Source organism: Desulfotomaculum sp. OF05-3, assembly GCF_003435535.1.
In the GTDB taxonomy this organism is placed as follows: Bacteria; Bacillota; Clostridia; order Lachnospirales; family Lachnospiraceae; genus Pilosibacter; species Pilosibacter fragilis.
In genome coordinates, this window is sequence record NZ_QWGO01000005.1 from 41,557 (window position 1) to 55,647 (window position 14,091).

The 14,091-nt window shown below is 45.0% G+C and carries 12 protein-coding genes; 3 read left to right on the forward strand and 9 right to left on the reverse strand.

The window, feature by feature from the left end:
• Positions 1–23: 23 nt before the first annotated feature.
• A complete protein-coding gene (locus DXA87_RS04215; protein ID WP_015552713.1) occupies positions 24–884 on the reverse strand; it encodes a class I SAM-dependent methyltransferase in 861 nt (286 codons plus the stop codon).
• A gap of 389 nt (positions 885–1,273) precedes the next feature.
• Between DXA87_RS04215 and DXA87_RS04220 the strand changes: the two genes are divergently transcribed.
• Positions 1,274–2,686: a cell wall-binding protein gene (locus DXA87_RS04220; protein WP_117484726.1), complete on the forward strand. Its 1,413-nt coding sequence runs from the start codon at positions 1,274–1,276 to the stop codon at positions 2,684–2,686.
• A gap of 202 nt (positions 2,687–2,888) precedes the next feature.
• Here the strand turns inward: DXA87_RS04220 and DXA87_RS04225 are convergent, their stop codons facing one another.
• A complete protein-coding gene (locus tag DXA87_RS04225; RefSeq protein WP_199537902.1) occupies positions 2,889–4,028 on the reverse strand; it encodes an amidohydrolase in 1,140 nt (379 codons plus the stop codon).
• A 174-nt stretch (positions 4,029–4,202) separates the two neighbouring features.
• The gene (locus DXA87_RS04230; RefSeq protein WP_015552710.1) at positions 4,203–5,153 is read right to left on the reverse strand and encodes an NAD(P)-dependent oxidoreductase; all 951 of its coding nucleotides are present in this window, start codon (positions 5,151–5,153) and stop codon (positions 4,203–4,205) included.
• Between the two features lie 577 nt (positions 5,154–5,730).
• Here DXA87_RS04230 and DXA87_RS04235 point away from each other — a divergent pair.
• Both DXA87_RS04235 and DXA87_RS04240 read left to right on the forward strand, forming a co-directional pair.
• Positions 5,731–6,600: an isocitrate lyase/phosphoenolpyruvate mutase family protein gene (locus tag DXA87_RS04235; RefSeq protein WP_117503389.1), complete on the forward strand. Its 870-nt coding sequence runs from the start codon at positions 5,731–5,733 to the stop codon at positions 6,598–6,600.
• A gap of 398 nt (positions 6,601–6,998) precedes the next feature.
• Complete coding sequence (locus DXA87_RS04240) at positions 6,999–7,628, forward strand: transposase (RefSeq protein ID WP_015552708.1); 630 nt, start codon at positions 6,999–7,001, stop codon at positions 7,626–7,628.
• Between the two features lie 977 nt (positions 7,629–8,605).
• Here DXA87_RS04240 and DXA87_RS04250 read toward each other — a convergent pair.
• The 6 genes from DXA87_RS04250 to DXA87_RS04275 form a co-directional block, all read right to left on the reverse strand.
• Positions 8,606–9,280, reverse strand: coding sequence for a hypothetical protein (locus DXA87_RS04250; protein ID WP_117470088.1), 675 nt, complete (start codon positions 9,278–9,280; stop codon positions 8,606–8,608).
• Positions 9,277–9,498: a hypothetical protein gene (locus DXA87_RS04255; RefSeq protein ID WP_117470087.1), complete on the reverse strand. Its 222-nt coding sequence runs from the start codon at positions 9,496–9,498 to the stop codon at positions 9,277–9,279. Before DXA87_RS04255 ends, DXA87_RS04250 begins: the two co-directional genes overlap by 4 nt.
• A gap of 642 nt (positions 9,499–10,140) precedes the next feature.
• Entirely contained in the window at positions 10,141–10,500 is a 360-nt protein-coding gene (tnpB, locus tag DXA87_RS04260) for an IS66 family insertion sequence element accessory protein TnpB (protein ID WP_147324196.1), read from the reverse strand.
• Positions 10,494–10,880, reverse strand: coding sequence for an IS66 family insertion sequence element accessory protein TnpB (locus DXA87_RS17790; protein ID WP_147324197.1), 387 nt, complete (start codon positions 10,878–10,880; stop codon positions 10,494–10,496). Before DXA87_RS17790 ends, tnpB begins: the two co-directional genes overlap by 7 nt.
• A gap of 723 nt (positions 10,881–11,603) precedes the next feature.
• Positions 11,604–12,410 carry an enoyl-CoA hydratase-related protein gene (locus DXA87_RS04270; RefSeq protein WP_021905215.1) on the reverse strand — a complete coding sequence of 269 codons (807 nt, stop codon included), beginning with the start codon at positions 12,408–12,410 and terminating at the stop codon, positions 11,604–11,606.
• Positions 12,411–12,651: 241 nt separating this feature from the next.
• Complete coding sequence (locus tag DXA87_RS04275; protein ID WP_117503390.1) at positions 12,652–13,761, reverse strand: SLC13 family permease; 1,110 nt, start codon at positions 13,759–13,761, stop codon at positions 12,652–12,654.
• Positions 13,762–14,091 lie beyond the last annotated feature (330 nt).

Consider the following 14,091-nt stretch of genomic DNA (forward strand, 5'->3'; position numbering starts at 1 on the left):
TGTTTACCGGTCCTTTCAATTAATTACGCTTCCCAGCGTCCGGAAGCGCCGCACGGGAGTACAAGTTTGGAACTTGTAACCGGAAGTCCGATCTCCTCGGAGCTTACAGTTCCGCCGAACTGCGGAACAACGGCTGTTCCGAGCATATAAGTCAGTACGGCCGGAGCAAGTCCGGTTGTGTAGGAGTTGATCAGGTAGAATAACGGCTTGTCGGAGAGGAGCTTCGCGCAGAGTTTTACGAGCGGGTAGATCGCGTCCTCGATCTTCCAGATCTCGCCCTTCGGGCCCCTTCCGTAGGAGGGCGGGTCCATGATGATTGCGTCATAGTGGTTTCCACGGCGGATCTCACGCTCTACGAATTTTACGCAGTCATCCACGATCCAGCGGATCGGCGCGTCCTCAAGGCCGCTGGACTTCGCGTTTTCCTTTGCCCAGGCGACCATGCCCTTGGAGGCGTCAACGTGGGTCACGGAAGCTCCGGCTTTCGCGGCTGCCAGTGTCGCTCCGCCGGTGTAGGCGAAGAGGTTTAAGACTTTGACCGGGCGTCCCGCGTTTTTGATCTTTTCGCCAAACCAGTCCCAGTTTGCCGCCTGTTCCGGGAAAAGACCGGTGTGCTTAAAGCTGAAGGGCTTTAACTGGAAGGTCAGGCCTTTGTAGTTGATGCTCCACTGCTCCGGGAGACTGAAGAATTCCCACTCGCCGCCGCCTTTGGAGCTTCTGTGGTAGTGGCCGTTCATCTTTCTCCACTGTGGTGCCTTTTTATCGGTATCCCAGATGACCTGGGGATCCGGACGGACCAGAATATATTTTCCCCAACGTTCCAGCTTTTCACCGCCGGAACAGTCGATGACTTCATAGTCCTTCCATCCATCTGCTATCCACATAATTGTATTCCATCTCTTTCTTTAGACTTTTTTTGCGTAAAAACGGATCAGGGGCATAAAATGCCTATGATATACCAGTATAATAGATTCGGGGGATACTGTCAAATAGGAGTGGGGATGGAATGCGGGATGTTGGCGGAAATATGGGGAACATGAACGGAAAATGTGTCTTTCTGTGGCGGGAATGCGGCAGAACTGTGGTGGGGACTTAAGAGAATTGACAGGTATTTTCTGTTGAATAATCAGGGAGTTACTGGTAAAATAAAATCAGATGTATTGCGAAATGAAAAATACGGCCGGAAGGCAGAAATCCCATCGGCGAAGCTGATCCGGAATGGATGTTGGCTATAGTTATGCGCCTTTTGGGGTACAGGAAGGAGACGGAGCGAGTGAAGAAAAAAGGGTTAAGAATACTGGCAGCAGCGGCGGTCCTGACTTTCGGATGTCTGACGATGAACGCCTACGCAGCGGAAGGCTGGGCGCTTTCCAATAATATATGGACGTATCTTGATAAAAACGGAAACCGCGTGACGAATGAGTGGAAAAAGGGCGCGGACAACCTCTGGAGATATTTGAACAGCAGCGGCGAGATGGCGGTCAACAGCTGGGCAGACAATGATTACTATGTGGATTCCAATGGAATCATGGTGTCAAATAAATGGATGCAGCTGGCTTCCCCGTACAGCAGGGATAATGGGACGACATACTGGTTCTATTTCAGTTCCAGCGGAAAAGTCACGAAGGACGGCTGGAAGAAGATCGACGGAAAGAGTTATCTCTTTGATTCCGACGGAATTATGCAGACCGGATGGTCCGAGGATGGGGATTACTATTTAAGCTCCAGCGGCGCTATGGTCACCGGCTGGAAGTATCTGGAGCCGAAGGATGCGGATAAGGATCTCTACGGACCGGAGAGCGACGACGGAAAATACTGGTTCTACTTCTCTGCGAGCGGAAAGAAGAACAGCCCGTCGACGAGCAGTAACGGCGGCGATTATAAGGTGATGAAGATCGATGGCAAATATTATTGCTTCGACGAGGACGGACGGATGCAGACCGGATGGGTGTATTTAGAAGGTGACCCGGAGAATGCAAGTAAGGACACGATCGAGAACTGGAGATATTTTGCGGAGAGTGGGATCCAGAACGCGACTCTCGGTGCGTCGATCACCGGATGGCTCTCCTTAAATCCGCCGGAACAGCTTCAGGACAATGTGGATGAGCCGGTTGTCTGGTACTATTTCGAGAAAGATGGAACACCGAAGACAGGTCCGGAGGACGGAAAAGCGTCCACAAGTGACTTTGTCAAGATCAACGGAAAGACATATCTCTTTGACCAGAAGGGAAATCCGGTGAAGGGATTAAAGAAGATACAGATCGGATCGACAGGAGAGTACACCTCCTATTACTTTGATGCATCCTCCAGAATTTCCGTAAAGGGAAAGATGACAGTGGAGGAAGGCGATGGAAATAAGACGACCTTCTACTTTAATGAGGGAACCTACGCGGGACGCGGTGTCAGCGGTGTGAAGAATGGCTATCTCTATTATATGGGTAAGCTTCAGGAAGCGGACAGCTCCAGCCGTTACGCATTGATCAGTATCCCGAATGGAAGCAACGGATACCAGACTTACGTTGTAAACTCCTCCGGACGTATCTCAAAGAATACGACGGTGAAGGACCGCGACGGAAACAAGTTTAAGGTAAATTCCAGCGGAATTTTGACTCAGATCAACGATGAGACGGCGAGCACGAAAGAAGAATACGGTGAGCCGACAGAACCGGTATTTGAGAATGATTGATGTGGATTCAGGATAAAAGATAAAGGATTTTTTGAAGGACCAGGGGCAGAGATGTTCCTGGTCTTTTCCGTTAGCTGCCATGTATCCAGGAAACTTCCGGCAGCAGGATCTGCAGCAGAGAACTTTTACATATGATGGTTAAATAAAAAGAGGATTCCGACTGCAAATACAGGCAGTCAGAAATCCTCAGTTTTTTAGTGCTTTAAACTTCCTCGCCGTTGATCAGCACATGCTTGATCACACCTGTCACATCAAACGGGCAGCCGTCAACAATGACAACATCGGCGTCTTTTCCTTCTTCCAGAGAACCGACACGGTCAGCGATGCCAATGTGCTCAGCCGGGTTGATGGTTACGGCGCGGAGTGCCTCATACTCGTCCATACCGGCTTTGATAGCGAGCCCTGCGCAGAGCGGCAGGTAGTGGAGCGGAGTTACCGGCGCATCTGTGATGATGGAAACATGACATCCGGCTTTCGCGAGAATGCCAGGTGTCTCCCAGGTCTTATTCTGGAGCTCAAATTTGGAGGCATGTCCGAAGGTCGGACCTACTGCGAGCGGGAGATTTTCCTTCGCGAGTTCATCCACGATCATATGCCCCTCTGTCACATGCTCCAGAGTCAGGCCGACACCGAATTCTTTCGCGATGCGGATCGCGGTGAAGATATCGTTTGCCTGATGGGCATGAGCTTTTAACGGGATCTCATGGTTTAATACCGGGATCAGAGCTTCGGACTTCTGGTCGTAAGCCGGAAGCTTGGAGGCGTCATCACCGGCAGCCTCGATCTTTGCCTTGTAAACCTTCGCTTTATTTAAAGCCTCGCGGATTTTTGCGGCATTTGTCATACGGCTGGAGATTCCCTGTTTCTGGTAGCAGCGTTTCGGGTTTTCACCGAAAGCGCATTTCATAGCGATCGGGAATTTTACGATCATATTGTCAACACGGGTTCCAACCGGTTTGATAGCAGCGAAGGTTCCGCCAATGGAGTTGGAGCTGCCTGGACCGGTTGCGAAGCAGGTAACACCGGCTTTCGCGGCCATCTTCATACACGGGTCAAACGGGTTGATTCCGTCGATCGCCTGTACCTGTGGAGTTACCGGGTCATTCAGTTCGTTGTAGTCATGCCCCTCGTAGCCGATCCCGTAGCCGTCAAGACCGATATGGCAGTGGGCCTCAACAAATCCCGGATAAACATGGAGTCCGGTAGCGTCAATAACCTCAGCGCCGTCAGCAGAGAGACCTTTTCCGATCTTTACGATCTTTCCGCCGTCGATCAGGATGTCAGCGATAAAAGTTTCCTTTGATACCGCTGTGTGAAGTGTTCCGTTCTTGATACAAATCATTGGAATTCCTCCTCTTTTCAAATCATAACTCTATCATACATGAATTGCGAGAATATTTCAAGGATTCTTTCTGTACAGTAGTTAAAAATAAGTTGCGATTCACGCTTTGCGCAAACAGTAATAAAAAAAAGGAACTATTTCATCTTAAAAGATGAAAAGTTCCTTATAGTTGAGTTATGAAACTACATTCACCGGTGTTCCCTCAAGGAATCCCTTTACATTTCCGGCAAGGATGGAAACGAGGCGCTGTCTTGTCTCAAGTCCTTTCCAGCCCATATGCGGGGTGAGGATCACGTTGTCGAGGGTGTAGAGCGGGTTGTCGGCTTTCGGCGGCTCAGTTTCCTGGACGTCGAGGCCTGCGCCTGCGATCTGGTGCTTTTCAAGCGCTTCGATCAGAGCCGGTTCATCGATGAGAGCACCGCGGGAGGTGTTGATCAGGAAGGCGGTCGGCTTCATGAGCGCAAGAGTCTCTTTATTGATCATATGCTTTGTCTGCGGAGTTAACGGGCAGTGCAGGGAAACATAGTCACTGTTCTTTAAGACTGTCTCAAGATCCACATAGCGGATGCCGTCTTCGTCGGCTCTCGGTGTTCTTGTATACACGAGAATGTTCATATCAAGAGCTTTTGCAATCTTCATTACAGTCTTTCCGATATGTCCGGCACCGATGATTCCTAAAGTCTTTCCGTTTACCTCAACGTGCGGAACCTGGAGATTTTTCGTAAAGTTATCATGGTTTCCGTTTGCCAGCATCTTCATCTGGACCTGCATGGTGGAGCTTAAATTTAAGATCATCATGACCGCCGTGTGGGCTACGCGCTCGGAGCTGTATGCCGGGATATTGCAGACGGTGATCCCCTTCTCCCTTGCGGCATCAAGATCCAGATTGTTGTATCCGGTACCGGCCTCACAGATCAGCTTTACGGAAGCCGGAAATTTGCGGATCAGGTCACCGTTTACCGGCATCTCCTTTGTGACGATAATATCAGCTCCCTCAATGCGCTCTAAGAGCTGTTCCGGTGTGGTATCATCGTAGACGGTCACGTCGGAAGAGAGAACAGAAAAGTCGAGATTTCCGTCAAAGTTCATTTTTTTTGCGTTTAATACAACGGTCTTGTCGCTCATGGGTAAATCCTCCTGCGAAATTGATAATAAGAAAATTGTACATACCTTGGTGCTGTATTGTAACTGTTCAGCAGGTCTGCGCATTTACTGCGCTGACCGTAAAAAAACTTATATTATAATAGAAAGCAAAAATCCTATCGGCACCGCCGCTTTGGAATGGATTTTGCGCGTAACTGTGAGGTGCTGAACAGTTACGCTGTATTCATTATATAACGGTTTTTGAAATGTGACAATGAAGAGTTTGTGGTTATAGGTTATGATACATAGATGTATAAATAAAAAATGGAAAGAAATTTTCTATGCGTTTCCGTGATAGAGCAAGTTGAAGAGGTAAATGTTCAGACGAAAGGAAAGATCAACAAGGAATCGTTTGTCCTGCTCTAAATGAGTTTCCTTGAGAGATGCTTATTTTAACATAATAGTATGTTTGAACAAGTATTGGAAAAATAATAGCATGTTATTGTATAATATGTACATCAAAAGACAACAAACGATATAAAAATAGTCATTTTCACGAAAACGCGTTTCGTAAGTGCTTATTAACAAAAAGACAATATGACAGATAGGAGAGTTGATTATGCAGAACGAACATGCAAAAGAATTAAGAAAAATTTTAAGTGAGACATCTTTTTTGACACTTCCGGGTGTATATGATTGCCTTTCTGCTAAGATTGCAGAGGAAGCAGGATTTCAGGCATTATTTCTTTCCGGTGGAGCACTTGCCTACAGCGTATTAGGACGCCCGGATTTTGGATTTTTGAGTCTGGCAGAATTTGGAACAGCGATCCAACATATTGTGTCATCTGTTTATGCTCCACTGATTGCAGATGCGGACAATGGATTTGGAAATGCAATTCAGGCGGCAAACACCGGAGCTATGTATGAGCAGTTTGGAGCGGCAGGACTTCAGATTGATGATAAAGTTCTTCCAGCCAATCATCCGGCTAAAAATGAGATCATCGATTGGGAGTTAATGGGACCAAAGATCAAAGCTGTGAGAACTGCAGTTTCTGATGACTTTGTGATTATCTACCGTACGTGCGCAGAGTTGTATGATTTTGGTGTCGATGAAGCAATCAGAAGAATCAATCTTGCGAAGGAGTGCGGCGCCGATTATGCATATGTGGATGGAATCAAGTCCGTGGAGAATCTGGAAAAGATTTCCAGAGAAGCCAAAATTCCGCTTATGGTAAATCTGAATGAGAAAGGATTTGTCGGCGGACTTCCTACAGAGCAGGTCAAGGCATTAAATTACTGTATTGGTTTATTTCCAATCTCCGCCATGCTGGCAGCAGCGCAGGGAATGATTGATGTTCTTGGGGCATTGGCAGAACAGGGAACAACGCTTGCAGTGAGAGACAAAATGACAAATCCGCCAACGAAGATTCATCGCATGATGGGACAGTTTTCACTGGTAGAAAAGTATACACCATATTATAACGAATGAGGAGATATACAGGAGAAAAGCTGATTGCTCAGAAAGGAGTGTCTGAATGACATACCGAAACATCCAATACGCCCAAATGACAATCCAAAAAGATTGATGTAGTATTTGTGCATTATAGAGAAAAAATTTCCACTGTTTCACCGATGAAAAAGCGTTCGTTTCGTTTTACTGCATTTATCCACAGCATCCGATCCTCAAAAATCGAACCACACGATTTTTCGAAAAAATATACACTGGATTTGTGGATAGCAGTACAGAGCATCTGGAATTTCATGGAAATATCCCAGATGTTCTGTATTGTTATCCACCGTCATAATGACGAAAGGGAAACAGCCGCCAGGTGGCAGAAACTGTAAAAATCTGGTACAATGAACTCATGAAGAAAAGGAGTTCCTGCCATGGCGATCAAGTACACAGAAGAACAACTAAATAGCGTTGACAAGTCTATGCTGATCCAGATGTTTTTGAACCAGCAGGAGCAATTGGAAAAAGTCAGTGCCGATTCGTTCCTGATCATAAAGCAGATCCAGGCGATCTACCGGGAGGAAGGAAAACTCAAAGAACTTTCATCAAAAGAAAGACTTGTTCAGCGTCAGGTGGTTGTAAAACCACTGGTAGATGCTTTATTTGTGTACCTGAAACAACACGAAAATGAAGTCGGTACGGAAAAACTGAGGGAAGCTTTCATTTATGTATTAAATCAGGAAAAATACCTCCGGGTTTTCCTGACCGATGGGGATGTTCCAATGGACAATAATGCATCCGAGCGTGCGATCCGCGGATTCTGTGTCGGTAAGAAAAACTGGCAGATGATCGATACCATCAATGGTGCAAAATCATCCGATATCATTTACAGCATTGCAGAAACAGCAAAAGCGAATAATTTAAAGCCATATGAGTACTTTGAATATCTTCTGACAGAGATTCCGAAACATATGGATGATACAGACCGATCTTTCTTAGATGATCTGATCCCGTGGTCAAAAAATTTGCCGGAGAGTATTCGAAAACCAAAGAAGATCAATTAAGCCAAGCCGCAAAAGCGGCTTTTGACTGGTTCAGTACTTGCTATGGAGCGTTTAATTTTCGATATCATTTTGACATAAAGCAGGGCTGCCGTATTAGCAAATATTGCTAGGCGACAGCCCTCTTTTGGATGAAACTTATTTTCTATATATAATATGGAACAGGAGCAGCTTTGGGGGTGTTATTACCAAAACCAATTACACACCATAGCAAAAAAGTAAAAAATAGTAAGCAAATGATAACATATGTATACATTAGATATCGAAAGAATGATGTCCCTTTTCTTGTCATTAATAAAACACAACAAATGAAAAAGAAGAGACTTACAAGTCCAATAAAAACTGAATTAAAAAGGAGTGGTACTATTATGCTAATTAACCCTGTAATCATTTTGACTATACTCCTGTTTATTCAAAATAAATTACACCCTTATAAAGACTTCCCCCGTTAACCCACGTTGGAAAATCGTAGATTTCTTTTCCAGCCCAGTTAGAAGTTACCATTTTAGTCCCACTACCAGCGTCGTAAATACGTGTTACAGTAACCCAATGTTGTTCCAAATCAGGTATAGGCGAGTTCCATGTAAGCAACAGAACTGGCGATTCTTTATTTAAGCCCGTAGCAATATATTTTCTCACATTAACTTCTGACCATGCTGAAGAACTTCTAGTTGCCTTTAAATCCACCTTATGATTGGAAGCAAATTCCTCAGCTCTACTAATGAGCGAATCTACTGTAGGAATCCCCCAGACTGCTGGTGAAATAGTGTCATAGACCTCTTTTTGAAAAGCATTAAATTCTGATTTCGTAATACCAGATTTCGTATATAACCCTTTTGCATGTTATAAAAATTTCAAAGTAACTTCTACTTACTTTGTTACTAATAAGATAACACTCATTTTTATATTTTGACGACGGATGTAAGAAATACGAGTCTACAAGATATTTTCACTGAATCATCATCTTGCCACTTCCATTGTCATGCGAAAGGCTTTTCCAGAACGAGCCTTATTACATCATCTTCTATCTGAAAGAAAAACGGCATCCCCGGAGTCGCATTCTCATATGTTTCAATATACTTTTTGAACTCCTGCACATCTGTTGTGGTATATTCCTCCGGATACTCAGAATCGGAAAAGTCCCCGTTCCAATCAATAAAAGTATATACTGTCTGTGCATCCAGTTTCCATACAATAGTTTCCGTATCGGGATTGTATATATAATAGCCATCCGGCATATCATCTTCCGTAAGGTTCAACTCTCTTATCTTTTCCTCATTGTCATCTGTAATAAACTCTATCACATCAACCATTAAATTGTTTTCTGTCATCTCTTTCAGAAAAGCAGCAACATAGACCTTGCCATCCTCATCAGTAAATGTTGGATTGGAAACTTCGCCACTTTGCGGAACCTTTTTCCCTGTTGCAATTACTGAAATTGCAATGATGATTACAAGCAAGATAATTCCTGCCAATATGTAGATGCCTATTTTCTTATTTACATTTTTACTCATAATGTGATTTCTCCCTATTTTTTCATCAATTTCTTCTTTAATCCTATCTGGTGCATTTATATTTTCTGCCTCCTCTTTCACCGCTTTCCTTATCAACGCATCTACTTTTTCATCTTCATAATCACTAATCAACTTTTTCATGGTATCTCCTTCATATCACAAAGTGTAATTTTTTCTTCAAGATCTACACTTCCATCAATAGAAAGGATATTGGTATCTGATTCAACAACATTTTTCATCAGTACTGATGAATCGCTATCGTTTTGTGACGTCGCCATAGCTACAAATGTTGACATTACAGACAAAGAAATAATACTTAGTGCGGCAATAGAAGATTTAAAACACTTGTTTTTTATCATAGAATCACCTCATTTAGAATTTTTATTTAATATGTTACAATGATTTATGTATTCAATGGCATCATCTCCTCTTGTTAAATATAATTATCTAAAAACAATGGCGTTATTTTTAAATTATTCGTTTTATGTCTTGATATTATCATGGGGCGAGTGAATACACAATGCATTTTATCGATATGTAAGAAATCGTAAGAAAATATAAAACATATAAGCTACAAGATTTATAATTGGACTGGGTTATTTTTGATAGTCTGTTTATTTTTTCCTTTAAAGTATAGTAATAAACGTAATCTCGATTTCTTTTGTCCAAACTGGGCTTAAATAATTTTCTAATCAATGCGGAACAGCTTCTAGCAGACTTAGAGAAAGATGTCATTTCTACCTGTTGAATCCTCCACTGATTTTGCTCTGGCAAATCGGACGGAAAATAGCACCGTCATTTTGACGATAAGTCACAATGCTGAAGTTGAAGCGAAAATAGAAAAATCAGAGCTATTTGCGATTACTTATCCACATCCACGTAAACATCAAACCAGAATTACACGAATAAGTTTTTGCATCCACGAAAGCTTGTGGATAATTGCAAAAAGCCTCATTTTTTCTAGTAAAAAAGTTTTTTAATTTCGGCTTTTTAGACAAAAATCAGAAATCCTTCTTTTCTTTAGAAGGACGGATGACTTTTGGCTGGTCGATTGCAAGGCCTTCCATCAGCCAGCGGAATTCCTGCCTGGTTAAAAGCCTTGCTTCCGAAGCATTGCGTGGCCATTGGAAACGACCATTCTCATCCAGACGTTTCTGGTAGAGAACAAATCCATCTTTGTCATAATGGAGTGCTTTTAACTTCCGACTGTCCCTGCCGCAAAACAGATAGAGCGCGTTGGCATAAGGATCCAGCTTATAAGTATCGCGAATAATGGCCATCAATCCATCAAAGCTTTTTCGCATATCTGTCCGGCCGGTAATGATAAAAATCTTTGCTACGCCGGACAGTTCGCCTAACACAGTTGCTGCAGCGCTGCGATTGTGTTTCGAATCGTTTCGCAGGCTGCCGAATTCTGGATTTCCACAGAAAAACCAGAAAAGACCAAACGAATGGCCGGGGCGGAAACAGTGGTACGATCAGGAAGTTGCTCACCTACTGCAACCGTATCAGCACCAGAAAAATCAATTGCCACAACTTCATGCTGTTCCGGGCAGGAAGACATCGGATTATCTGGTATTTCACAAGCCATGCTTCGAAATCTCCGGATATGATAGTAAAAGTTGCTGCGTTGTATGTGATGTTGCTCACACCATGCTTTATCTGTAAGACCACTGGTGCGGCATTCCTGAATCAGCGCCATCCATTCCTGATCCGTACGTCTTGGGTGTCTTTGAACCATTCTTGCCCAACTCCATTCCTGTGTATTATGAGTGTGTTAGACAGGATGTGTCCAGATTTGAACCAAACTTGTCCACTGTCCAAACTCATTAGAATGATTGTTACACAGATCTTGGCTGATGAAAAGACGGCAGGTTATTCATCGCTTACAATCCAGGTAAAGATTTTATCCGCAAACGCAAACTTGATTTTAAGAAAATGATGCGTCTGATTATTTCCATGGAAAGCGGAAGTCTAAATCATGAACTTCTTAAATTTTTTGAGTATGATTCCTCGGTTCCTACCGGATCTGCTTTTTATCAACAACGTTCCAAACTTTCCGTTTCTGCATTCCGTCATCTTCTCAAGGAATTTAACCTTAAATTCCCCTTAGAAAAATTTCGCGATAATTACTATGATATTTGGGCTGCTGTCCAGTCATGATCCTCCGACCAGATTCTGTAAACAGATCGCACGGACACGGCTGTGAGGACGATAACGGCACCGACGATAGCCATTTTTTCCGGAATTTCCAAGCACGAAGCGGATCCCAATAAGCGCGGACAGGAGAGCTGAGGCAGAAGGATCTCCGAAAGGCCGTAAGCAGGTCGGCGAAGCGGTGAATCGGAAAACTACGAAAAAATATCCTGGCGGGGAATTGAGACCACAAGAAAAAGCTGCCCGCGAGGGACAGCTTTTTCTTGTGTGATGGGTTTTCTATTTTCAGGTTTGTTGATGGGCTGTTTTACTGCGCTTTCCGCTGCATTTTCGCAACGAGGGCGCTGGTCCTCTGACGGTAGTCGTCGAGTTCGGTGACGATTCCCATGAAAGAGGAGATAAGATCTAAGGAGGCGCGCAGAGAACTCTGCTCACCCTGTACGACTGCGCGTTTTGTGAGGCGCATAGCCTGCTGCGGCGCTGCCAGAAGCTTCTCCATATACTGCTCCACAAATGCGTCAAGCTCTGCATCCGGGACGCAGTGGGTAACGAGACCCATATCTGCGGCTTCTTTTCCCTTTAAGGTCCGGGCTGTCCAGAACAGGTCTAAAGCTTTGTCCCGGCCGACGAGACGGGGCAGGAAATATGCTCCGCCGTCACCAGGTACAATTCCGGCATTAAAATAGCTTTCCGACATGGAAGCACTCTCCCCGGCGATCCGCACATCGCACATGAGAGCCATGTCAAGACCGGCACCGACTGCGGCACCATGGATCTTGGCAACCACCGGTTTATCGATTTCTTCTAAAAGAAGCGGAATTCTTTGGATTCCCTTCCAGAGTGAATTCTTTCTTGCGAGGGCTGTGGAGGAGATATCTTCATGACTTTCGAAGAATCCGTCACCGGCTGCCATTGCCTTGACGTCACCGCCTGCGCAGAACGCTTTTCCGTTTCCGGAAAGCAGAAGTGCATATACATCATCGTTGTCACGGACATCTTCCAACGCTTCTGTCCAGAGACGGATCATCTCCTCGCTGAAACAGTTGAGCTGCTTCGGACGATTCAGTGTGATGCGTGCAAGGTGGTTGTGTACTTCGTAGATCAAGTCTGCCATAGAATATCTCCTCCTCTATTTACTCTCTCAATATACCATATTGTGGAACTGATTTCATTATATGGAATTTCACACAGAATGTCAAGCCCTTGAAACTGGTTTTAACGTAAAATTTGCAAAAAAATATTGTCCAGAATCGAAAAATCCTGGACAATATCACAAAGCGAAAAAGTATTGCATTCTATATCACAATATGAAATTCTGTTACAGACGTAATGATTGAACCATCCGCACACTTGATTTACAGAGAGAGCAGCATCCACCCCGCCGCGCACATAATTATGAGAAATATGAGATTGTAAAGGGTGAATACCATCATGTACGTTCCGGACTTTGCTTCCGGAATCTCAGCGTAGGCCCGGTAGGAGATCACGCTTGCCATGGATGCGATCAGGGTCCCAAGACCGCCGACATTCACACCAAAAAGCAGAGGACGCACTGCACCGGTAAAGCCGGAGAGCAGGATCGCTGCGGGGACATTGCTGATGCACTGGCTTAAGAGAACACCTGCCGGAAATTCATGACCGGAGATCAGCTTCGTGAGGAGTCCGGAGATCGCAGGGATCCGTTCCATATTGCCGATAAAGATAAAGAAGCAGACGAATGTCAGGAGCAGAAAGTAGTCGACCCGGATAAACAACGAGCGGTCCTTTATGAGAACAGCGGCCAGGATGATGAAAAACATGACCGGCCAGGAATAGATCCGAACGACGCAGCCCAGACAGACGAGAAAAAGCGCCAGATAGAAGATCAGAGAAGTCTTCGTGGGACAGCCGTCCTGGTGAAGGGAGGTCCGGCTGAGGGTGATGGCTTTATTTTTCAGCAGGAAAACGGCAGCTACAAGCAGCAGGGCTGAGAGTACCGTTAACGGCAGCATGTATCCCACAAGCTCACCGGCAGAGAGGCCAAAGGAAGAGTAGAGATACAGGTTCTGTGGATTCCCGATGGGTGTTGCCATACTGCCGAGGTTCGCGGCGATAGTCTGCAGGACGATCACAGGGATCATGAGTTCCGGAAGTCCAGCCATATTGAGGATCAGGATGGAAAACGGGACAAATGTGATCAGGGACACGTCGTTCGTGATCAGCATGCTGGAGAAAAAGCAGAGTGCTGTCAGGGTGAAGGCAAGCTGGCGAGTGGAATGCATTCCGGCGAGCAGGGATGATCCGAGATAACGGAACAGACCGATCTCCTTCAGCCCGGCGACCACCGTCATCAGGGAGAAGAGGAGTGCCAGAGTGCGGAAGTCAATGTAAGACAGATACTCCGGTGACGGAGCGACAAAAAACATGGAAAGGACCGCCAGAACCGCTGCCGCGGAAAGGACTGGTTCTTTTTTTATGAATGACATGGATCGATTTCCTTCCTTATATAAATATTGTGCATACGGCAGAAGACAGAAAAACTGTATACAAAGTGCCGCCCTGCAATTCAAGTCGAACATCCGAGAGACTTGGCGCGTGATTCTGGTCAGCGAAGCTGACAAATCCTATCAGAGTCACTGCCTATCCTCGCGGGATAGGAACAACCGTGTTACTGTACACGGGTAGGAATTTTCTGAACTGAAAATTCCGTACAATACAGTGGTGGTAGTGGATTTTGCCGATTTGGAATGCGAAGCATCGGCAAAATCAGTTACTGTTTGCGCAAGGCGTGAACAGTAACCAACTGCAAAACTTCT